The organism is Aminobacterium sp., from assembly GCF_034926885.1.
GTDB lineage: Bacteria > Synergistota > Synergistia > Synergistales > Aminobacteriaceae > Aminobacterium.
Genome location: NZ_JAYFQR010000003.1, coordinates 87,758 through 111,592, shown reverse-complemented (window position 1 = coordinate 111,592; position 23,835 = coordinate 87,758). Strand labels below are relative to the sequence as shown.

At 42.2% G+C, this 23,835-nt stretch carries 18 protein-coding genes; 15 read left to right on the top strand and 3 right to left on the bottom strand.

All coding sequences use genetic code 11. The features are described 5' to 3' along the window. Positions 1-11 precede the first annotated feature (11 nt). The 11 genes from VB083_RS02225 to VB083_RS02175 all read left to right on the top strand — a co-directional run bounded on the left by VB083_RS02225 (position 12) and on the right by VB083_RS02175 (position 15,226). Positions 12-1,007, top strand: a complete 996-nt coding sequence (locus tag VB083_RS02225; RefSeq protein ID WP_213699511.1) for a DctP family TRAP transporter solute-binding subunit — start codon at positions 12-14, stop codon at positions 1,005-1,007. 149 nt (positions 1,008-1,156) lie between these two features. Continuing rightward, complete coding sequence (locus VB083_RS02220; protein WP_213699510.1) at positions 1,157-1,675, top strand: TRAP transporter small permease subunit; 519 nt, start codon at positions 1,157-1,159, stop codon at positions 1,673-1,675. Next, on the top strand, positions 1,669-2,949 hold the full coding sequence (locus VB083_RS02215; RefSeq protein ID WP_213699509.1) for a TRAP transporter large permease: 1,281 nt from the start codon (positions 1,669-1,671) through the stop codon (positions 2,947-2,949). Before VB083_RS02220 ends, VB083_RS02215 begins: the two co-directional genes overlap by 7 nt. Positions 2,950-2,976: 27 nt before the next feature. Continuing rightward, on the top strand, positions 2,977-3,855 hold the full coding sequence (locus VB083_RS02210; RefSeq protein ID WP_323401659.1) for an oxaloacetate decarboxylase: 879 nt from the start codon (positions 2,977-2,979) through the stop codon (positions 3,853-3,855). A gap of 82 nt (positions 3,856-3,937) precedes the next feature. Next, positions 3,938-4,858, top strand: coding sequence for an isocitrate lyase/PEP mutase family protein (locus VB083_RS02205; protein ID WP_323401658.1), 921 nt, complete (start codon positions 3,938-3,940; stop codon positions 4,856-4,858). Between the two features lie 503 nt (positions 4,859-5,361). After that, entirely contained in the window at positions 5,362-6,594 is a 1,233-nt protein-coding gene (locus VB083_RS02200) for an AAA family ATPase (protein WP_323401657.1), read from the top strand. Between the two features lie 239 nt (positions 6,595-6,833). Continuing rightward, entirely contained in the window at positions 6,834-10,022 is a 3,189-nt protein-coding gene (locus tag VB083_RS02195; RefSeq protein ID WP_213691429.1) for a helicase-related protein, read from the top strand. Positions 10,023-10,024: 2 nt separating this feature from the next. Then, positions 10,025-13,423, top strand: coding sequence for an Eco57I restriction-modification methylase domain-containing protein (locus VB083_RS02190; protein ID WP_323401656.1), 3,399 nt, complete (start codon positions 10,025-10,027; stop codon positions 13,421-13,423). Then, on the top strand, positions 13,420-13,995 hold the full coding sequence (locus VB083_RS02185; protein ID WP_323401655.1) for a hypothetical protein: 576 nt from the start codon (positions 13,420-13,422) through the stop codon (positions 13,993-13,995). Before VB083_RS02190 ends, VB083_RS02185 begins: the two co-directional genes overlap by 4 nt. 122 nt (positions 13,996-14,117) lie before the next feature. Beyond that, positions 14,118-14,603 carry a gamma-glutamylcyclotransferase family protein gene (locus tag VB083_RS02180; protein ID WP_213692052.1) on the top strand — a complete coding sequence of 162 codons (486 nt, stop codon included), beginning with the start codon at positions 14,118-14,120 and terminating at the stop codon, positions 14,601-14,603. Positions 14,604-14,905: 302 nt separating this feature from the next. Continuing rightward, positions 14,906-15,226 carry a HigA family addiction module antitoxin gene (locus VB083_RS02175; RefSeq protein ID WP_213699505.1) on the top strand — a complete coding sequence of 107 codons (321 nt, stop codon included), beginning with the start codon at positions 14,906-14,908 and terminating at the stop codon, positions 15,224-15,226. Positions 15,227-15,325: 99 nt separating this feature from the next. Here VB083_RS02175 and VB083_RS02170 read toward each other — a convergent pair whose 3' ends face one another. The 3 genes from VB083_RS02170 to VB083_RS02160 all read right to left on the bottom strand — a co-directional run bounded on the left by VB083_RS02170 (position 15,326) and on the right by VB083_RS02160 (position 18,976). Then, positions 15,326-17,764 carry an ATP-binding protein gene (locus VB083_RS02170; RefSeq protein WP_323401654.1) on the bottom strand — a complete coding sequence of 813 codons (2,439 nt, stop codon included), beginning with the start codon at positions 17,762-17,764 and terminating at the stop codon, positions 15,326-15,328. Between the two features lie 148 nt (positions 17,765-17,912). Then, on the bottom strand, positions 17,913-18,716 hold the full coding sequence (locus VB083_RS02165) for a potassium channel family protein (RefSeq protein ID WP_323401653.1): 804 nt from the start codon (positions 18,714-18,716) through the stop codon (positions 17,913-17,915). A 95-nt stretch (positions 18,717-18,811) separates the two neighbouring features. Next, positions 18,812-18,976, bottom strand: coding sequence for a hypothetical protein (locus VB083_RS02160; RefSeq protein WP_323401652.1), 165 nt, complete (start codon positions 18,974-18,976; stop codon positions 18,812-18,814). 234 nt (positions 18,977-19,210) lie between these two features. On the opposite strand from VB083_RS02160, the gene VB083_RS02155 reads away from it, so the two are divergent. Genes VB083_RS02155 through VB083_RS02140 form a run of 4 tightly spaced genes read left to right on the top strand, consistent with a single transcriptional unit; the run spans position 19,211 to position 23,801 of the window. Continuing rightward, on the top strand, positions 19,211-20,443 hold the full coding sequence (locus VB083_RS02155; protein WP_323401651.1) for a hypothetical protein: 1,233 nt from the start codon (positions 19,211-19,213) through the stop codon (positions 20,441-20,443). A gap of 16 nt (positions 20,444-20,459) precedes the next feature. Beyond that, on the top strand, positions 20,460-21,158 hold the full coding sequence (locus VB083_RS02150; RefSeq protein WP_323401650.1) for an ABC transporter ATP-binding protein: 699 nt from the start codon (positions 20,460-20,462) through the stop codon (positions 21,156-21,158). A gap of 1 nt (position 21,159) precedes the next feature. Further along, positions 21,160-22,530 carry an ABC transporter permease gene (locus tag VB083_RS02145; protein ID WP_323401649.1) on the top strand — a complete coding sequence of 457 codons (1,371 nt, stop codon included), beginning with the start codon at positions 21,160-21,162 and terminating at the stop codon, positions 22,528-22,530. Next, complete coding sequence (locus VB083_RS02140) at positions 22,527-23,801, top strand: ABC transporter permease (RefSeq protein WP_323401648.1); 1,275 nt, start codon at positions 22,527-22,529, stop codon at positions 23,799-23,801. The genes VB083_RS02145 and VB083_RS02140 overlap by 4 nt, the downstream gene beginning before the upstream one ends. The last annotated feature ends 34 nt before the right edge of the window (positions 23,802-23,835 follow it).

Here is a 23,835-nt window from a genome sequence, read left to right as displayed (position 1 = left end):
GGTGCAAGATAATGAAACTCGGTAGATCCTTTTTGCTAGCAACTTTGGCTGCATTTATCATAACCCTCTACGCTTTCCCTGCAATGGCGGCATCGTCATGGAGGCTTTCCAATCAGCTTCCTCCTTCTCATTTTATTTCTAAAGGCATGGATTTTTTTGCTGAAAAGGTGTCAGAATATTCAAACGGAGAAATGAAAGTTGAAGTTTTCCATTCGGCACAGCTTTTTAAAGACACTGAAATAGTTGAAGCCATTCAAGAAGGTCTTGTTGAGCTTGCCCTCGTTCCTGTTAATAAATGGTCTGGAATGGTTCCAGCAGCCGATATTTTTGAAATGCCCTTCGTCTTTAAAGACCTCAGTTCCCCAAAGAAATTTATAGAAGCCGGCGCAGGCGAAATTCTTGATAATGAATTCCAGGCAAAAGGCGCCAAAGTTGTATTTTGGGTCGATTACGGCCTCGTCCAGTTTTACAACAACAAACGTCCCCTTGCAAAGCCAGCCGATTTTGACGGCCTTAAAATACGAACCTTCAGTAAGGGAACAGCTGATACGGTAAAGGCTCTTGGCGGTATTCCCGCAGTCATGAGTTCTTCTGAAATGTACATGGCCCTTCAGAGAGGAACCGTTGATGGCGCTACCACAGGTATGCCCGCGGCCGTTTCGAGAAAGATATATGAAGTGCAGAAATATATGACTCTCGCCAACTACACCACAGCTCAGTTCTTTGTACAGGGAAACTTTGAATGGTGGGATTCCCTCAGCGATAAAGAGAAAGAAGTTCTTCTCAAAGCCGGCGCTGATGCTGCAGAATCAATTCGTGGCTCAATAGCCGATTCCGAAGATAAGGCCTATAACGTTATTAAAGACGGCGGAGTAGAGATTTATGCGCTTAACGACGAGGAAAGAGCCGCTTTTGTAAAGGCTACAGAGTCGGTTAGATCTGAATTCATGCAGCAGACTGGCGAAATCAGCCATAAGCTTATGGAAATCTTAGAATCCATTGACTAATTGTAAAGGCAATTTAGCCTTGAACCTCTCTTTCATATAACACCCTTAGTTACCATCACTCACCAACGGAGGAGGCCGGGAATGCAAATTCCTTCCTCCTCCAAATAATAAGAAAAGCGTGCGAGTATTACAAGATTGGGGGAATTGGCGTGTTCTCTTCTCTAAACAAAACTATAGCAAAGGTGAATCTTCTAATCGGATATTGCAGTGGCCTTGGCATTTTGGCCATGGGAATTATCCTTTTTTATGAAGTTATAGCAAGATACGTTTTCAACTCGCCGACAATTTGGGCTCAGGAAGTATCGATCATCCTTTTCATCTGGACCATGTTGGCAGGAGCCGCTTATACGTTGCAGGTAGGTAAGCATGTTCAGATAGATCTTCTGACCATTCGGCTTTCAAAAAAGACACAGAGCTTTCTTGAACTGATTACAAGCATCATAGGAATGTTTTTCTCTGCGTATGTTACGCTTCAGGGCGTGAAAATGCTGGAGGCTACGCTGAAATATCACAAGTTATCGGCAACTCCATTGCGCGTTCCACTCTGGATTCCACAACTTGCACTTCCTGTCGGTTTTGGTCTTCTTACGCTTCAGTTCATTATTATCATAGCCATGAGATCGGCAGCACTCAAAGATCACAATAAAGAAGGTGAACAACCATGCTAAGCTTCCTTCTGGTTATTGCGCTTCTTATCGTCGTCCTTTTTACAGGACTCCCCGTAGCCTTCTCACTGGGCTCAACATCCGTCTTGCTCATACTTCTCAACGGACTTCCTGCGAAGATAGTCGGTTCCACCATGTTCTCTGGCCTTGAAAGCTTCACCCTTCTTTCCATACCGCTATTCATTCTCATGAGCCAGATACTTTTAGATGGCCGTGTCGGTGACGACCTTTTTGACGTTATGAACGCCTGGGTGCGACATCTTCCCGGAGGCCTTGCCATTGCTACCGTTCTTGCATGCGCCTTCTTCTCGGCAATAACTGGGTCTGGAGCTGCGACAGCTGCTACTATCGGCATGGTTGCCTATCCCGCAATGATTGAAAGAGGGTACGACAAAAAATTTACCTTGGGACTTCTGGCGGCTGGCGGAACGTTGGGCATTTTGATTCCGCCGAGTATTCCCATGATTCTCTACGGTGCCATTACAGAGGAATCCGTCGGAAAACTCTTCATCGCAGGCGTCGTTCCCGGACTCATCCTGACAGCCATCTTCATCATTTATGCGGTTTTCAAAAGTAAACGGGGCGGCTTTACTCCCATGGAGAGAACCAGCTGGTCTGAGCGAATGAGCGTCACAAAAAAGAATGTTTGGGGAATTCTTCTGCCCTTATTAATCATAGGCGGTATCTATAGCGGAGTCTTTACCCCCACAGAAGCAGCTGCTGTAGGCTTGATATACAGCCTCTTCATAACCATCGTCATTTACAAAACGATAAAGCTCAGTGAATTACCGAAAATTTGTCTGAAATCTGTAGGAACCTCCTGCATGATCGCCATCATCATTGCTGCGGCAATCCTCTTTGGCAAGGTTATGACCATGCTCATGATTCCTCAGAAACTCACTCAATTGATTATTCAAATCAACCTCTCGCCTCTCATGTTCATAATTGCGATGAACCTGCTCATGCTCATACTTGGCATGATGCTCGAAACCGTATCTATCATACTTCTGACCATGCCTTTGGTTACCCCCATCCTCGTCGCTTTAAATATCGATCCTATCTGGTATGCCATTATTCTTACAGTCAACATGACCATGGCTCTCATCACGCCGCCAGTTGGAATGAACCTTTACGTTATTAACGGCCTTCGCGAAGACATAAGCATGTCGGATATTATTCAGGGAGTATGGCCCTTTATCATCTTAATGACCTTCATGCTGATATTGGCCATGGCTTTTCCCCAGATGAGTCTCTGGCTGCCATCCATAATGCACTAAACCTGCAATAGACAGGAGTTGCTCACGTTGAAAAAAGAAAATACCAGAACGAGATTACGAACACTTCTTTATCAAGATCAGATAGTTGTGGCACCAGGCACCCATGATTGCCTTACCGCCCGAATCATTGAAAAAGAGGGCTTCAATGCGCTCTATATGACTGGCTATGGAACCTCGGCAAGCATGCTGGGGAAACCAGATGTGGGACTCTTGACGCTGACTGAAATGGTGGCGAGGGCTTCCAGACTTGTAGAAGCTGTCAATATTCCTGTCATCGCCGATGCTGATACAGGCTATGGAAACGCTGTAAATGTAGCTCGTACCGTGCGGGAATATGAAAAAGCGGGAGTTGCGTGCCTCCAGCTGGAAGATCAGGTTGCTCCCAAAAAATGCGGCCACATGCTGGGGCGAGAAATAATACCGAAAGACGAAATGGTGGGGAAAATTAAGGCTGCTTGTGACGCCAGGCAGGACGATAACCTCATGATCATAGCGAGAACTGACGCCAGAACCACATGCGGAATCGATGAAGCCATAGAGAGAGGACTGGCCTATGAAGAGGCCGGGGCCGATATCATCTTCGTGGAATCTCCAGAAACAGAAGAAGAGATGAAAAAAATTACATCTATCTTCGTTGTTCCCGTACTGGCAAATATGGTTGAGCATGGCCGAACTCCCTTTCTTCCAGTCTCAAAACTAGAAGAGATCGGTTACAACCTCGCCATTTTTCCTGTGACGTCGACCTATGTTATCGCCAAGGCCGTTCAAGATGTTATGGCGACTCTCAAAAAAACAGGGTCTACGGAAAGCATAATGGATAAAATGGTTCTCTTTGAGGAATTCAACAACCTCATCGGATTACCTGACATATTAGAAGTGGAGAAGCTCTATTCCACACGTAAATAACGCTGCAAAGAGTTGACCTAGCGGGGTTTTTCATACCTATAGAGATGTATCTGTGATAAATCAACTATTTGGAGGAAAAATCATGAGAAAATCTACTCTGTTAAGAAATAGATTACAAGAGCCCCGAGCCGTTGTTGCTCCAGGCGTTTACGATTCTCTAAGCGCCAGAATATGCGAAATGGCAGGATTCGAAGCTCTTCAACATTCTGGATATGGAACAGCTGCTGCGGTTTTGGGACAACCCGATGTCGGCCTTCTTACACTTTCTGAAATGGTCAGCCAGGTCAGAGCTACGGCAAGAGCGGTAAATATCCCCGTAGTTGGGGATTCCGACAACGGTTTTGGCAATGCTATCAATGTGTATCGCACCGTACAGGAATATATAAATGCAGGAGCAGCCGGACTCTTTTTGGAAGATCAGGTAGCCCCGAAAAGATGCGGACACATGGAAGGCAAGCAGGTTATTCCCTATGAAGAGATGGAAGGCAAACTTCGAGCTGCCATGGACGCAAGAAAAGATATTGACCCAGATTTCATAATTATTTACAGAACTGACGCCATTGCCGTCAACGGATACAGCGATGCCCTTGACCGTGCCAGAAAAGCGGCGGAGCTTGGAGTTGATATGATATTCATAGAAGCTATGGAAACACGGGAACAAATTGAAAAGACTGCCTCTGAATTGAAAGACATTCCGCTCATGCTCAACCTGATAGAGGGAGGAAAAACGCCACTCGTTCCAGTAAATGAAGCGGAGGAAATGGGGTATAAGTGGATCGTTCCAGCCCTTTCTTCTCTCTATGCCGCCGCAAGGGGAATGCTTGATGTTATGAGAGAGATCAAGGAAAATGGCGTCTCTGATAAATATCTCGATAGACTATTTACATTTAAGGAATTTACGGAAGTCGTTCACCTTGAAAACATCAAAAAGCTGGAAGAAAAGTATCTTCCCACAAGCGTTATCGAGGAAAAATACCACGGTAAAGAAAAGATCGTGGGGTAGCGAGTAGCGAATCTAAAAACAAAACGTTGCCAATAGCGAGTTAGCTAAAACGAAAGCGGAGCCTGGCTGAGACTTTATGCCACCTCCGCTTTTTTTGTACAAGTAGTGTCGAATGTTTTATGATTTTAATGTTCTTGTTAACATTTCAGATTCAGGAGCGATATTGAAGCGGAGCGGAGTAACTTAATTCCTCCTGAAAAATTACCAAAATCACAAATATTTCCTTCATTTGCTTTGGGTGGACGAAAAGTATAAGTGGGAGGCTGTTAAGCATTTTCAAGACAATTGGGATATTAACGCTACTGATTTTGTCTCTATGCTTGAGGCGTCAACGGCAAAAACCGGCAACCTGCTTCCAGCCAGCTACTACTTTTCTAGAGCTATGATTATCAGATTCGCCCAAGCCGATGAGGAAGCAGTTCGGGCCATGTTCATTCTCTATAAGTACATACCTTTGGCTGCGTTTTCCAGATAAATACTATATCTATAAATATTCAGAATGTGTGGCTGTTGCCAAAGAACTTCAGAGTAACTTTCTTCCCAAACGCAATGCTTCTGCTGCCAATATGATCGGTGGCTTCGGCCTTTATGATGAAATCTGTGATGAACTACAGAAGGATTCTGAACTAACGGAAATGCTGGCGAGAATACGCACGGACAATTGTTATGAAGATCCGGCGTTAAAGACGATGACCATTGACGTGAATTTTTATATTACTCGCTTCTACTCGCAGAAAAATGAAAATGGTGGGGAGCGGCATTCCAAAAATGGGGATTCTATCCTCCAGCCTAAAAAAGCCGTAGAAACCTATTCAAAGGAAGACTTTCTGAGGCAAGTGTATATGACCGAAGAACGTTTCGACATGCTTCAATCGTTGCTTAGAAATAAAAAGAACTTGATTCTGCAAGGGGCTCCAGGTGTTGGAAAAACGTTCTCTGCCAAACGGCTCGCTTATGCAATGATGGGTGAGAAAGACGATTCCCGTATTGAATTTATACAATTTCATCAAAATTACTCCTATGAAGATTTTATTATGGGGTATAAACCTCAAGACGAAGGTTTCAAATTGATGAACGGCATTTTCTATCAATTTTGCCAGAATGCAGCTAACCATCCAGATAAAGATTATTTTTTTATTATAGATGAAATCAATCGCGGAAATACGAGTAAGATTTTTGGGGAGTTACTTATGCTAGTTGAGCGGGAGTATCGAGGCGCAAAAGCTACGCTTGCTTATAGCGGCACACCTTTCAGTGTTCCTAAAAACCTCTATATTATTGGAATGATGAATACCGCAGATCGCAGCCTCGCTATGATTGACTATGCACTGCGCAGAAGATTCAGCAAATTTTTGCCCATCATGCAAACGGACATTACGCTTCGTTACCAGAACAAAATCCTTATTATTGATACGAAGTATTATTCTCGCACCATGCAGTTACAGTTCAACACGTATAAGCTGCATCCCAGTAACGTGTACCAAATATTTACTTACGTGAAGAATCAGGATATTCATGGCACAGGCAATGTATCTGGCGTATTACTATATGCAAAAAACGGCGAGAGCATAACTCCAGATTGTGATTATCTGATGGGCGGTAATCAGATTTGTGTAAAAACACTTGATTTAAACACTGATTTTAAGAATATTACACTCCAGCTGGATAAAATTGCCGAGACACACTTGCATGCTCATGTACGCAGAGTTCCCCATTTTTTCGAGGAGTATGCATAATATAGTTGCGTTGTTAGGTCTATTCTTTGTATGCATTTGCGCGCTATTTCCTAGCTTCAACATTAAAAACAAAAAGGTGATACAATTTTATCTGTTTTAATAGTGTAATAAATTTATGTAGTTATTAACATCACTTCTAAGTTTGAGAAAATTTATTTCTAAGTATGTTTTTCCTTAATCTGAACAACATACTTTCTTTTTTTTATTTTATATATTTACGAAAATAGAGGGGAGTAGGAATGGATTCTGACCTTTCTTTTATAACAAATGAAAAGGATCAAAGCTTAAAAGAGCGATTTAAAACGTTGATTAAAAGTACAGATTTCTTCGATTGCTTAGTTGGCTACTTTTATTCAAGTGGTTTTTATGCAATTTATCCTTCTTTGGAAAGTACGCAGAAAATAAGAATTCTGATCGGTATCAATACAAATAGGCAAGCTTTTGACATGATGGAAGAAGCGAATAAATCAACACAACGATTATTAAATTTCTCACACGCTGAAACAAAACAAAAATTTGAAAATCTCGTACAAAAAGAAATGAACGAATGTCAAGATAATAGAAATGTAGAAGAGGGAGTATATAAATTTATAGAGTGGATTAAGACAGGGCAACTTGAGATTAGAGCATACCCATCACAAAATATCCATGCAAAACTCTATATAATGACATTCAAAGAAGACGATAGGGATACGGGACGTGTAATTACAGGTTCGAGTAACTTCACACAAGCAGGATTAGTCGATAATTTAGAATTTAACGTAGAACTCAAAAACAGAAGCGATTACGATTTTGCGAAAAACAAGTTTGATCAATTATGGGCTGATTCTGTTGATGTCAGCGAAAAATATGTTCAAACTGTTCAAAATAAAACGTGGTTGACTAAAAACATTACACCTTATCAATTGTATCTAAAGTTTCTTTACGAATATTTTAAAGATGAACTCAATCAAACTGACGAAGTCTTTGTGAAGTATATACCAGAAGGATTTAAAAGACTCGAATACCAAGAGCAAGCTGTTTTGAATGCCAAAAAAATTTTGTTGCAATATGGAGGCGTTTTTATCTCCGATGTAGTAGGTCTTGGTAAAACATATATTTCTGCCATGCTTGCAGGGCAATTAGATGGCAGAACTCTTGTTATTGCCCCTCCTGTACTTATAGAAAAATCCAACCCTGGGTCGTGGCCCAATGTCTTTTCTGATTTTAAGGTATCTGCCGATTACGAATCGATAGGGAAACTAGACGATTTGCTTAAGAGAGGTACAGATAAATATACAAATATTATTATAGATGAGGCTCATCGTTTTAGAACTGAGGCAACTCCGACATATGAAAAACTTGCCGAAATTTGCCGAGGAAAAAGAGTTATTTTAGTTACAGCAACCCCTTACAATAATTCTCCTAAAGACATACTCAGCTTACTAAAGCTATTTCAGAAAACAAAGAAAAGTACGATTCCAAACGTACCTGATTTGGAAGCATTCTTTAATAATCTTGATAAGAAATTGAAAAAATTGGATCGAAAAGAAGATTATGACGAATATATAGAAACAGTAAAAGAGAATGCTCGGGAAATACGAGACAAAGTTTTGAAGTATCTCATGGTTCGTCGTACACGAACAGAAATAGTAAATTACTTCCCTCGGGATATAGAACAACAAGGGCTGAAATTCCCTAAAGTGTCCAAGCCGGAGCCTCTCTTTTATGAACTTGACGAGAAAGAAGACAAAGTCTTTAATGAAACTATAAATCTAATTGCCAATCAATTTAGATACGCTCGATATATGCCCTTACTCTATTACAAAGGTAAACTTAGTCAGCTAGAGAAGCAATCTCAGCGTAATATGGGACGTTTTATGAAAATTCTTCTAGTTAAACGTTTGGAAAGTAGCTTTTTTGCTTTTCGAAATACTGGACAGCGGTTTCTTGATTCTTATGAGATGTTCTTGAGAGAGTTAAACAATGGTCATGTATATGTTAGTAAAAAACATATACACAAGATTTTTGAGCTATTAGAAAAAGACGATGACATAGCTATCCAGAAATTGATTGATGAAGGCAAGGCAGATGAATACGGCAGTAAAATGTTTAGCGAGCAACTTACAGTAGATTTAGAGCATGATCGCGATATTCTTATAAGAATTAAAAAATTGTGGGAACAGATAGATAGAGATCCGAAGCTTTTGAAATTTAAAGAAGAATTATCAACAAATAAAGTTTTGAAAAAAAACCATCTTATCATTTTCACAGAATCTAAAGAAACAGCTAACTATCTGTATGAAAATCTTAATGAAGAATATTCTGGAGAAATTCTTTTATTTACCGGTGATTCTGGGGAAAACGTTCGAGATAAAGTAATAGCGAATTTTGACGCTCGTGCCCGTGTTAGAAAAGATGATTATCGTATATTGATATCGACAGAGGTCCTCTCTGAGGGTGTCAATTTACATAGGTCGAACGTTGTTATTAATTATGATATTCCTTGGAATCCAACGCGAATGATGCAGAGAGTTGGCCGAATTAATAGGGTTGATACCCCCTTTAACTCTATTTACACTTTTAATTTTTTCCCTACAACGCAATCTAACGACCAAATCAAGCTCAAAGAAGCTGCGGAAGGCAAAATTAATGCTTTTTTGACACTTCTTGGCGGTGATGCAGAACTTTTAACTGAAGGTGAGCCTGTAGGATCCCATGAGTTGTTTGACCGCTTAACCTCGTCGAAAACTTTGGAGGGCGAAGAGGAAAATGAAGAAAGTGAACTTAAATATCTGCAAGTTATTCGCGAAATCAGAGAAGGATCCCCTGACCTTTTTGAAAAGATAAAGCACCTGCCTAAAAAAGCTCGCACTGCAAAGCGAAATGCCGAATTTGATAGATCTCTTATAACTTATTTTTGTCGAGGAAAATTGCAGAAATTTTTTGTTTCTCGAGATAAAGAAGAAGCTAGGGAATTAGATTTTATGGCAGCAGCTAAATTGTTAGAAAGCACTCCAGATGAAAAAAAGAAGGATATTCCACGTGATATTTATGATTTGCTAGATAAAAACAAAACTGCTTTTGTTGCAGCTACAACAGATGAGGTTATTAAGCCACAGAGCAGGGGAAGAGATAATTCAACTAAAATTATTCAAGTATTAAAAGCGACGTTGCATAGTACTCAAAGATTTACTGAAGATCAAGAAGCTTACATTGCAAGAATAATTACACAATTAGCAGAAGGTGGCTTACCTAAACAAACTATAAAAAATACATGGAAGGCATTACAGAATCTGAAAAACGAAAGCCTAAATCCATTTAAAGTTTTGGCGGTACTTCAGTCTAATATTTCTGAACGATTGCTTGAGAGTCATTATGCAGAAGATAAATCTACTGTTCTGGGGAAACGGGAAGTAATATTGTCTTTATACTTGGCAGGTGAATAAACGTGAATAACGAACAAGCTCGAGAAATTCTAAAAACAACGTTTGAAAATGCGTTTAACAAAGATAATTTTATAGTTTTTATCAAAAATCTTCTAAATAGAATAGAGGAAGCTCCTTTTACTTATCAAGGTAATTATATTCCTGACGCCTATAAACAATACATCAAAAAATTTGAACGAATAGGCAAATATAGTGATGGAAAACATAGTATCGACATTCTTGTTGTTACTTTAAAGAAAGATACTTCCTTAGAACGCGCTAGGACAATGCAACGTAATTTTATTGCGTGGTATCTGAACGGAAGCAGAGGTGACAGCCTAAAAGATGCAGCCTTAGTTGCCTACGTTTCTCCAGACGAAGAAGATTGGCGCTTTTCTTTGGTAAAGATGGATTATAAATTTGAACAAACACTTTCTGGAAGCATAAGGATAAAAGAGGAAATTACTCCAGCCAAACGTTGGTCATTCCTTGTAGGTGCTAATGAAAAAAGTCATACAATACAGAGCAGACTTATAGATATATTAAATGATGATGAACATAATGCCACTCTTCAAGAGTTGGAAAACGCTTTTGATATAGAGACAGTAACAGAAGAATTTTTTATTAAATATCGTGATCTTTTTATTCGAACGAAAGAAGAACTTGATCGAGTTGTAAGAGAAGAAGAGCAAGTTGAATCAAATTTTGAAGCTCATGGCATTGATACAGTAAATTTTGCAAAAAAATTGCTAGGCCAAATTACTTTTTTATATTTCTTGCAAAAAAAAGGATGGTTCGGAGTTCCTCGGGATGAAAACTGGGGAACTGGTTCGAAACACTTTCTGCGCGAATTATTTAATAAAAAACATGGGAACTATGAAAACTTTTTTAATGAAATATTAGAACCTCTTTTCTATGAAGCATTGCGTATCGATCGAGGACACTCTGATGATTATTATAGCAATTTTAATTGTAAAATTCCCTTTCTTAATGGCGGTTTATTTGACCCTATAGGTGGTTATGACTGGATACATGTTGATATAAAACTCTCAAATGCACTTTTTTCAAACGACAATGTAACGAGGGAAGGAGACATTGGTAATGGCATTTTAGATATCTTCGATCGCTTTAACTTTACAGTTAGAGAAGATGAGCCATTAGAAAAAGAAGTAGCTATTGATCCGGAATTATTGGGTAAGACTTATGAAAAATTTAATGCTATTCGGCCAGATAACTTTGATGAGTTCAGAAAAACATTGGATAACGGCAAAAAGGGTGAAGAATCTAAGTTTAATAAAAAGTTTGGTGTCTATTATACACCTCGTGAAATTGTCCATTACATGTGCCAACAAAGTCTCATTAATTATCTTTATACAGAATTGAACGAAAATAATTCTTCTAGTCAAGAAATACGCGGAACCCAGATGAATGCTTTGGGAAACCAGCAATTGGATTTAAATGTTGATGGAGTCGTAATGCCTCAAATAAACAAAGAGGAGATTGAAACCCTTATTTATATTGGTGAACAGGTTACGGAAAATGAAGCTCGTGTTGTGAATGAAGGTAGAGAAACGCGCACTTACTCATATAAAATTCCCCAAATTATTCGTGATAACGCTGACCTGATCGATCAAAAACTTGCGGATATTACAGTGTGTGATCCAGCGGTGGGTTCAGGAGCTTTTCCTGTTGGAATGATGAATGAGATTGTTAGAACACGAAATGTACTCTCTACGTTCATTCAAGAAGGCTCTCGCACAAAATACAACTTCAAGCGCCGCTGTATTGAACATTCTCTCTATGGCGTAGACATTGATCCAGGCGCCGTTGAGATAGCTAAATTGCGTCTCTGGCTCTCTCTCATTGTGGATGAGGATAATATGGATGATATCAAACCTCTTCCTAACCTTGACTATAAGATTGTTTGTGGGGATTCTTTATTAGCCTATCCATACACACCAATAGGACTTGAAAAAGTAGAAAAGCTAAAAGAACAATTTTTTGGTGAAGTTGACCCGAGGAAAAAACAGGAATTACGCAATCAAATAGATGAAGGTATCTTGGGGCTCTTTAAAAATACTCCTCGAAGCCTTGGCTATCTAGTTACAATGGATTATAAAATTAATTTCTCTGAAATCTTTAGTCGAAACGGAGGATTTGATGTTGTAATTGCCAACCCTCCTTATATTCAACTCCAAAAATTACGAGGTAACTCGTTACAAAAAGCCTATAAAAATCAAAACTTTGAAGTTCATGATTCCAATGGTGACATATACTGTCTTTTCTATGAAAAAGGTATGGATATACTTAAAAAAAGGGGACACCTTGTTTTTATCACTTCCAACAAATGGATGCGTGCTGCCTACGGGGAAAAAATCCGACGATTTTTTGGAGAATACAACCCTTTGCAATTAATAGATCTGGGTCCGGATATTTTTAAATCGGCAACAGTAGATACAAATATTTTGGTGATTCAAAAAAGTGAAAATAAAAATTGTTTGCAAGCAGTAACTCTTTCCTGTAAAGATAACTCTCATCTTAATATTTTGTCAGCTTTACAAAGAAATGGTGTGACGTTAAAGAACCTTAGCGAGGATACATGGTTTATAGGTAGTAACGCAGAGCTAAAGCTAAGAGAAAAAATTGAAAGATTAGGTACACCTTTAAAGGAATGGGATGTAAAAATTAACTATGGCATAAAAACTGGTCTTAACGAAGCTTTTATTATTGATACGGCTACCCGTGATCGGCTTGTTACTGAAGATCCCAAGAGTGCAGAAATACTAAAGCCGATATTAAGGGGAAGAGATATTAAACGGTATAGTTATGAATGGGCCGGGAAATGGCTAATAGCTACAGACTTTGATATAGATGTACCTAACTTATATCCTGCAATTTTCAATCACCTTTTAGGATTTGAAGAAAAAGCTCGTAAACGTGATGATCAAGGTAAAAATTGGTGGAATTTGCGCGCTTGTGCTTACTATCCAGAATTTGAAAAAGAAAAGATTGTGTGGAAAAGGATTGGTTCCGTGTTGCGGTTTGGTTATGATGTTAACAACATATATGCACAAGATAGTGCATGTATTATGACTGGTTCTAATTTAAAATTTCTCTGCGCTTATATTAATAGTACACTTGGAAACCAGTTATTGTTTAATAAAGCTCCTAAAACAGGAACAGGGGATGTTATTGTTAGCGTACAGGCTCTTGATCCTCTACCAGTTCCCCCACGAACAGCTAAAAATATTCAAGTCATTGATGAAATTGAAGTTTTATTTATTCAAATATTGACACACAAAGAACGGGACTCCAATTCAGATGTAAGTCTTTTGGAAAAACAAATTGATCAGCTTGTTTATCAGCTCTACGATCTTACTTCTGAAGAAATAGCCATAGTTGAAAGGGGGAACATGAAATGAGCAAAGATTCAATTAGTGAGGTTGTGGTAGAAAAAAGGCTTTTTGACAATGTTTCGAAAGACTTGTATCCAATAAGTTTAGCTAAAAATTGTACAATTAAAGAGTTTATAGATCACTATAATGAGCGAAATAAAGATAAACTTGTTAGTTTTATTAGGAATCGTTTTATGGAACGGTTTATTATTCCAATGGATATGGAAATGAACGAAGACTTCAAAAACGATTGCAAAAGCGATTGCAAAAGCGACTTCTTATTAAATAAATATCGTCCTCTAAAACATGGTTTTTGTACTATGGCAATTTGTTGTTTGATGATCGAAGCCCTTCAAAGTTTTCGAAAAGGATTGCCAGATACTAGGGGGCAGACTAGAGATGTCTTTCTAGATTTCTTTAAAGAAAACAAAGACTTTCAGCTTAACAATGATTGTCTTCGTGAAAGTTTTTATGAAGGAGTGCGATGTGGCATTTTACACCAAGCAGAAACAACGGACGGATGGAAGATTTGTCGTGACGGCGAATTAATATCCGTTGAGGGAAAAAAATTAACGCAACAAAATTTTTATGGGAGATGAGGAAAGTCTTGGAAAATTACTGCGAAGATCTAAAGAGATCTGAGTGGAATGAAAAGAGAGGACTTTGGCATAATTTCCTTAAAAAAATGGAGGTAATAATAAAGAATTGTGAGGGTAAATAAATGATTGTTTACTTTGCGTATGGCTCCAATTTGGATAAAGAACAAATGCAAAATCGTTGCCCTTCTTCTTGCTTTTTATGCAAAGCTCTTTTAGAAAACTACAAACTAGCATTTACGCGGAAATCTACTAAACGGGGTGGTGGAGTTGCAGATATAGTTGAATCGGTGGGGTCAAGAGTTTGGGGCGTAGTATACCAGTTAGATGAAAGAGAATTAGAGTTACTTGATAAACGTGAAGGGTATGATCCAAATAGGAAAAAGAATATGGAAAAGAATTGTTACATCAGAAAAGAATTAACAGTTTGTATGGATGGATATGAAAGAAAACAAATAATGGCTTATGCCTATCAGGTTCAGGAACCTTCCTCTTCTCATATTCCACCAAGTAGAAAGTACTTGAATCAAATTATTTCAGCTGCTGAATTTTGGGGTATAGATCCTGAATATATTGAAGAATTAAAATCAATTAGCGTTTCTTGTGACTGAAAAGAATAAAGTTATATATAGTTAAATTTTCTAATGTGCGATAGAAAATTACTCCATGTCTACGACTTCCTTTTTTACTCATTTTATCGATGCTATGTGGCGGAGTCTTGCCATCACTAACATGATATCTGAATTCTTGCCCGAGAAACTTTCGCCCCTCGTGTCTTTCTCTGAATTTTGCGGTTGATGAACCTAGAGAGGTGTTGGCTCTTACACTTCTTCAGTTCTGATAGAAATATATGAAAGATATTGTACGTTATCATATATATACATAAGTATTAGAAAAAAGGTGATCCCTCACTATGAGTAATAGAAAAGAAAAAAATATGTGCAAAATAGAATACGACAATATATTGGCTTTCCACCCAGGTTTTTATCTCAAAGAACTCATTGAAGATATGGAAATTACACAGGATGAATTTGCGAAACGTCTGGACATCTCTTCAAAACATTTAAGTGAGATTTTATCGGGTAAAGCGTCTGTGCATGAAGATGTAGCAATGAAACTAGCAACTGTGTTGGGGACTAGTGCCGGTTTATGGCTCAATTTGCAAGCAAAATACAATGAGAAATGTGAAGTTATACGATCTGATCGAGCAGAATTGACGTCGCCCCAAATATAGGCATCTTTTCCCTCCTCGTTGGCAAGAACTCTAAGCCGCCGGCAGTAATGGCAGGTGGGCGAACCCGACCTGCACAGCCTCTATACGTTTCGTTTTTCGTCACTCTCCAATTCTCACCGGAATCCACGCAAGGCCAAAGGCTTTGATGTTAATGTCCGTATTCTTAGGGCGCACCAGAGATTCCCGCGTCGCCTCTTTATATTTCTCGATACCTCTCGTGAGAATATCCATCTCTTCGTTCAGTTGTGCTTCAAGGTCTGTCATTTGATTTTGTAAAAAGTAGAACCTCTCTTCAGCCCTTGCTACATCCATCTTTTCTTTTTTGAGTCGTCCCGCTTTGGAAAGGGCAGATCCCATTCGATAGGTGGATGTCGCCGTGAGGCTTTTTCTGCCGAACAATGCGCTTGCTATAGCCGATCCGAAAGATATGACTGTCTCCATATTTCGGTGTTTTGCCTGTTCGCTTTCTCGTTCGATGGCCTGTTCCGCCGCGATGAGTTGCTTTTGTAGAGTTGCCATTTTGCTGTCGTATTTTTTCCGTAGTTTTTCGATTTCAATATCCCTTTTTTCTCGCAATGCTTCGTTAATTCGTATGGCAAAGTCGGCTTCACTTTCTTCAGGCAGGCTGGCTATTTTCAAAGGTTGATTCTTATAGATGATGAGAGGTTTGTTCTGTCTGATCCATCGTTGAAAGGCTTTTCCCCATGTAGTGTAATTGCGTGGCTCAGCCAGAGCTTTGGGGAGTTCGAGAAAAGGTATGCCATCAGCGGCCGTTGTCCGTAGCTCTTCTGGAGCGATGTCGAGGTCGAAACCCCTTTCCCAATCAGGGTCGAAGGTGCCAGGTGCTTCCGCCCCCAGTGTGTAAGTTATGTGAGTGTCGATTTCGAGGCTGGTGCTGGAGTAGTAGATGTCGCCGATTCCTAGAATAAAGGGTTTATATGCCCAGGAACCGCGCCCCGTCGCAGTATCGACGAAGAATTCTGGAATATCGGGCGATATGGCTGGTTTGACTGACGCTAGTGATATTGCCGGCGCTGCTGGCTCTGTCGGTGTCGCGGCAGGTCTCACCAGCGCTTCTTCAGCCGCCGTTAACGTTTCCAGCCCTGGCTCTGTCAGTGCCGCCGGCCTCGGTACCCATTCTCCCATCAGTGTTTTAATCTGCTCCCGTGACAGGGGCCCTCGCAGATACGACATGGCCCAGCGGCTCGTAAAGATCGACGGGCTGTTTTCATGAATGTTATTGAGAAGAAACTCTCTTTTTTTCAGCCCTGTTATGGCCTTGTCGAGGAATTCCCGATCGAACCCCGATATACTTTCGAGTCGTTCCATTCCTTCGAGAACGCGGTCTTTGTCCCGTTGTGTTTGAAGTCGGCCGATAAACCACGTTCCAATATTTGAAAGTCCCTTGTAGTCCAGATCCACGGGGTTTTGTGTAGCTAAAACGACTCCAATTCCGAAGGCTCTCGCCTGTTTCAACAACGTCAAAAGTGGTTTCTTCGAAGCGGGTTCTTTCACTGGAGGCATATAGCCGAACACCTCATCTATATAGAGGATGGCCCGAAGGCTGGGCGTTCCCGTCTGACTCCTCATCCAGCCTACGATTTCGTTGAGCAGCATAGAGACAAAAAACATCCTTTCGTTCTCTGAAAGGTGTGAGATCGTGAAAATAGATGCTCGCGGTTTTCCTGTCGCAGTATGAAGAAAGCGACCTATGTCTAGGGGGTCTCCTGTCATCCACTGATTGAAAGCGGGAGACGCAAGAATCTGGTTGAGGGCCAGGGCGAGCTTGAAACGTTCGTTTGGCGGGTAAAAGGTGTCTGTAGGCATAATGCCAATATGGTCGAAAGGAGGAGTCTGTACGCCGTTTATAATGGATGGAAGGTCGATATCATGCCCTTTTTGCCAACTTTCTTCGAATATCTTCGAAATCAGCAGGTGTTCCCTTCCGGAAATGGGGTCAGATTCAATGTTCAGAAGAGAGAGGAGCGTTGTTGTGGTGCTTTGAACCTTCTCCAGAAAGAGGTCGCGGTCGTTTCTCACTTTTTCAGAAGGGCATCTGAAGGAACCGAGCACGTTCACTTTCACTCCTGCATTGCTTCCTGGAGTGTAGATGGTGAAATCGATGGATTCACGCATCTTTCTGATTCTTGCTCCGTTAATTCCCCAGCTTGCGAGTCCCTTCGTCCATTTTTCAGCCTCTTTTAACGCATAGTCCGAGACAGAAAGTCCCTCGGCTGTGGCGTCTTCTCTGTTGATCCATGGAAGAAAATCTTCGCCCTTTTGCTCTGGGAAAGAGAGAAGGAGGTTGGTGATGTCTCCTTTGGGGTCGATGGCGAGAATTGGAATGTTATCCATGAGGGCTTCTTCAAGAAGAGCCATGCCCAGCCCCGTTTTGCCGCTTCCCGTCATACCGATGATCATTCCGTGGGTTGTGAGGTCTTTGGAATCGTAGAGTACAAGCGTGTCACTCTTTTTCCCTGTCGCGGGATCTATCTCTTTACCCAGGTAAAACTTCCCCATGAGTTCGAAGTTTTCCATCATCATTCCTCCTTGCTGCTAGCATTCTCGACTGTACTGTTAAAATAAAACGTGCCGCGTGGCGTCGCTGATTTACTTCGCTACCATGCCGCTATGCTGCTTTCCAGCTTCACAGCACGCCACCGTATTCATAGTGTCGCTATGCCGTTTATTTTTCACCGCCCGCGCTTTCCTCAGATTTCAAACTGACAAGAACACGGCAAATATCTTGCACCTCTGGCAACGTGAGATTGTCGAATTTTTCAAGCCGTGATAAGGCGAGTGTGACAAATTCCTGCTTGGAATTTCGCTCTTCTTCCTGTTTGGGTGAGATAAAGTAAGAGGCGATGGTTCCTGTAAGAATGCTGATAAAGCCTATGCCTACCAACATGAGAATCGTTGCGATAATACGTCCTCCCATTGTTGTCGGGGCGATGTCTCCATATCCGACTGTTGTTGCCGTAACGAACGACCACCAGAGAGCATCGTAATAATCCATGTTTTCAAAGTTGCGAATAGCGACGGCCCCCAATATGACCACAGAGGCCGTAATAAAAAGAACGTACTGGAAGTGATGATATTTGAGAAAGCGGGAAAGATAGTTATGTGTTCTTCCAAAGTAGGCAATGAGCCTTACAAATCGCACCGAATGAGGCGATAAGGAAATCCGCACAAACCTGAAGAGGCGAAAGGCTCGAATTCCTTTAAAGAGGGCGTTGAAGGGAAGGATCGCTACAAGCTCTATAATGTGGTTTTTGACGTAGACTTTTCTGTCGCGCGAGAAAACGAGATGATAAAAATAGTCGCTGGCAAAAATTCCCCAGATCAGAAAATCAATGCCGTCGAGCACTTGCTCTTGGTCGAGAGAAATTTCCGCACGTTCCTGAATAATAAGCAAAGCGACAGAGAGAATGGCCAGTACGCCGAGAGAAATTTCGTAAAGGGATACACCTTTCAACCTGTAGGTATTCATGATAAGCAGTCGCCTTTATACATTTCTTTGTACATCATAATTTCCAACACCTCGACTTATTTTTTGCATGTTTCCGGCATGGTAGAACCGGCCAATTACGGGCGTAGAATTTCGAAACGGTTATACCCTGATTCCTCATCATTGATGTGGTCACACGTTGCGGCTATGAGTACCAGGCGATTGGTCTTAAGTTTATAGCGTTCGAATTTTTCGGAGCCTTGGGTTTTTTTGAAGCCGGCGTAATCTTCGAAGTCTGGCATTTATTCTCGCCTCCCTTTACATTTTATATTAAAGCCTGCATAAAAAAATTACTATATGGCGATAAAATTTTTTGCTCCGCACAAAGGAACCGTTACCTCATTTAAAGCAAAGAACATTTGCCTAATAGAATTCCTAGATGGTATTCTTATATAAACAATTCGTCATTTCATCTCGTCCAAAGTTAACCTTGCAAGATGTTTTGCTTCTAAAGATGCAGGAGGTTAACCATAGGCATGAGTATAACGGTGTGTCGTCAGAAAACATGTAAGGCCGGAATGTGTGCGCCCGGATTTATGATTTTGGGAACTCTCTTTGTATTATTGGGCCTTTGCATATGGGGGCCTGCTGTAAGCCATGCCGCCACATTTACACACTCGGGGCAGGTTTCACTCTGGGGGGCATACAACGATGACGAAGACGGTTCGTTGGGAATCCGATACATTCCCGAAATAACAATAGATTTTGGCACCGAAAAAGACGCTGCCACAAGCGTTGCCACAGATGCGCAAACAGCCCTATCCCTTGACGCTCTTGTCTCTTTCAACATCCGCACCTTTACAACCTTCGATGCCTTCAAAGAGTTCGAAGACAACTTTCATACCGATTTGTATCGTTCCTGGGTGCGACTCTCCGGCGAGAGGTATGAAGTTCGTCTCGGCCTTCAACGAATCAATTTTGGACCGGCGCGGATCCTTCGTTCCTTAAAATGGTTCGACCAGATAGACCCCCGCGACCCTTTGAGCCTGACCGACGGAGTCTACGCCCTTCTCGGACGCTATTATTTCCCCAACAATTCGAATATATGGGTGTGGGGCTTATATGGAAACGACGATCTCAAGGGAATGGAAATTTTTAAAACAGATGAAGACAGACCGGAGTTTGGCTTGCGATATCAAATCCCAGTGGCTAATGGAGAGATAGCCTTCACATATCACAACAGGCGTGTCGATCGGGAGTGGTGGAACTCTCGAAGTTCAAAGGTTCCGGCTTTTCACAACGAAGGAACCTTACTCGACGGTCTGGAACAGCGTTACGCCCTCGATGGAAGTTTCGACGTGGGAATCGGGCTCTGGTTCGAATTCGTTATGAGCCACCTTAAAAGAGACTCCAACAACTCTCTCTACACCTCATATCTCACCCTGGGAGCCGACTACACCTTCGATATTGCCTCCGGCGTCCACGTTCTGGCAGAGCATTTTATTGAAGCATCTGGCAGCGACGTATGGAGCCATGACACCGACTCTGAAATATCCGCCCTTTCCATCGACTTCAGCACCGGCATTCTCGACACTGTAACTATCCTGACCTACTACGACTGGCAAGAAAAGGATCTCTATCCCAACGTAAGCTGGCAACGCACATACGATGATTGGCTCATTAACGTAACGGCTTTTCACAACGGTGACGATGGCCATAGCGTTTATTCCGGAACCGGGCTCGTCCTCACCCTCGTGTACAACTATTAGCGAAGGGGGCCTGTTCATGTCTATCGTAACCATAAAAAATCTGACAAAAAGATACCCCATGGGCAACCATTTCTTTACTGCCCTGAATAACGTGACCCTTGAATTTAAAAAGGGAGAATTCTGCGGATTGATTGGTCCCAGCGGATCAGGAAAGACAACCCTCTTGAACATTATCGGAGCCCTCGACGCTCCATCTGAAGGAAGTGTCGTGGTTATTGATAAAAACGTAGAGAGTCTTTCTCAGAAGGAATCCGCGGCGCTGCGCAACCACCACATTGGTTTTATTTTTCAGACGTACAACCTGTTTCCCGTCTATAGCGTCTATGAAAACATAGAGTTTCCATTGCTGCTTTTGAAGATGCCCCTTAAGGAGAGACGGCAGAAAGTTTTCGATGCTTTGGAATGGCTGGGATTAACAGACAAGGTGGATTCCAAGCCAGCTCAGCTTTCGGGAGGGGAGTGTCAAAGGGTGGCAGTGGCCAGGGCTGTAGTGAAGCGGCCTGCCTTGATTTTGGCAGACGAGCCTACGGCCAATCTTGACAGCGAGAATTCCTACAACATTTTGGAGATGATGGTGCGGCTCAATAAAGAGCTCGAAACCACCTTTATATTTGCGACCCATGACGAGAAGGTCATGAAATACCTGAGGCGTAAAATCCACCTCTTCGATGGGCACGTGGCGAAAGACGAAATTCCATCTAAAGGAGGGGATTGACATGCTCGGCGTCGCTGCCAAGTTAGCCTATCGCAATATAAAAGAAGCAGGGCTCCGTACATGGCTCAATGTTGCCGTGCTTGCGTTGACCTTCGTCGTGATCGTCGGATTCCAGGGGCTATATACGGGTGTGCTCGCCCAAACATCGAGAGCAATGATTGAAGACGAAATTGCAGGTGGCCAATATTGGCACAAAGATTACGATCCATACGATGCCCTCTCTATTGATGACGGTCATGGCGTTATTCCCTCAAGTCTCGTTTCTTTGATTGAAGAGAAAAAAGCGACCCCGATCCTCATTCGCCAGGCCACAATCTATCCTGCCGGACGAGCGCAGTCCGCTCAGCTTCGGGGAATTGATCCCGCCCAGGCCATTCTCAATATTCCTACGCGCTCTCTTCTCGTTTCAGGCGAGGTTGGTAATGCCAGTGTTTCCGACAGTTTCGGAGATACGGCAGCTGCTTTCGGCACAAACGGTGTCAAGAGTGCGACCAAGGCCGCGATCCCGACTAACGCCGCCGCCTCGACCAGTATCGCCGTCGCTCTTCCCTCTGGCGCCAATCGCGGTACCAGCGCCCCGGCCGGCACCAACGCCGCCGCAATTTACGAACTGCCCATACTTATCGGAAAGAGAATGGCGAAGAGCAAAAATCTCGCTATAGGTGACTATCTCACCATACGCTGGAGGGATTCCTACGGAACCTTTGACGCCACCGAAGGACGGATTGTACACATCATGGATACTCAGGTTTCGTCTATCGATAACGGAATTATCTGGGTTCCCATTGAGGCCTTGCAGCACATGACACTCTTGAAAAACGAAGCGACCCTCTTAGTTGTGAGCCCCGAGGCCAAACACTACATCACCTCTCAAGAGTGGCCTTTTAAAACTCAGGCCTTCTTGATGAGAGACCTCACGGAAATGATAAAAACAAAGAGAATTTCGAGCGTCATTATCTATTTTATTCTGCTCTTTCTGGGCATGCTCGCCATCTTCGACACACAGGTCCTCTCTCTTTTCAGACGAAGAAAGGAGATTGGCACACTAATCGCCCTCGGCATGACGAGAATGCAGGTTGTTTTTGTCTTTACGATGGAAGGCATTATTCAGGGAGCCCTCGCCATCGTTGTCGCCCTCATCTTTGGCATGCCCCTTTTGACCTATATATCAGAAAAGGGAATTGCCATTCCTCAGATGGTGGAGGGATACGGTTTCGCTCTCTCCGATAAGCTTTTTCCTGTCTACTCCGTAGAGCTTGTTCTCACGACGATGGCCTTCATTATGGTTGTTGTCACCACAATCAGCTTTCTTCCTTCGAGCAAAATAGCGAGACTCCAGCCCACAGAGGCGCTGAAAGGAAAAATATCATGATTACGTTCATTCTGAAAGGATTGATTCGAGACCGTTCACGCAGCCTCTTTCCCGTGCTCATGGTGAGTGCCGGTGTCTTCCTTACGGTTTTTCTCTACTGCTTCATGGAAGGAGCCATGGGCGACCTCATCAGTTCGACGGCAAAATTCGATACGGGCCATGTCAAAGTCATGACCCAGGCGTATAGAGAGCTTTCCGACCAGGTTCCAAACGATTTGGCGATTATGGAAGCCAACGAACTTCTTGTGTGGCTCAAAGAGAATGAAAAAGAGATGATCTGGACTCAGCGGATACGTTTTGGCGGGCTCCTTGATGTTCCTGATGAAAGGGGAGAGACTCTTGTTCAGGCTCCCGTCATGGGGCTTGGAATCGATCTCTTCAGCGAAGACACGCCAGAAAAAGACCTCTTTAACATTGAAAGAGCCATGGTACGCGGTTCCTACCCCAAACAGCCAAACGAAATATTGTTAAGCGACGAATTTGCTCAAAAAATGAATCTTCACATCGGAAGCACAGTAACGCTCATTAGTTCGACTATGTATGGCTCCATGGCGACGTACAATTTTAAGGTTGCAGGAACCGTCTATTTTGGCATGATTCCCATGGATAGGGGCACAATAATTGCAGATATCAGAGACGTGCAAAATGCCCTCGATATGGTTGACAGCGCTGGTGAAATTGTGGGGTATACGAGCGACATGCTCTATTCCGATACGAGAATGGGTAACGTCGCGCGGCGATTCAATGAAGTATTTACTAAGTCCGGTGACGAATTCTCTCCTGTAATGGTGCCTCTCGGCCAGCAGAGTAATTTCGAGGAATATCTGAATTACGCCGAAGCCATGGGGGCCGTTATCGTAGGTATTTTTGTCTTGGCCATGTCGATTGTCCTCTGGAACTCGGGCTTGATGAACGGATTGCGACGGTACGGAGAGATAGGCGTTCGTCTTGCCATGGGGGAATCCAAGGGGCAACTCTATCGTTCCATGATCTTTGAATCGTGCTTTATAGGAATTGCCGGTTCCATCTTGGGAACCGCTTTAGGGCTCGCCGTTTCGTACTATATGCAATACACGGGCATAGATTTTGGGGATATGATGCCGAAATCAAGCATGCTCATATCAAACGTCATACGGGCACAGGTTACGCCGGCAAGTTATTTTATCGGCTTTTTTCCGGGAGTGTTCGCCTCAGTAACAGGAGCTATGTTTGCAGGAATAGGCATCTATAAGAGGCAGACAGCCCAACTGATTAAGGAGTTGGAAGTATGAAGAGGAGAAGGGGTCTTAAAAGGGAGGCAAATGT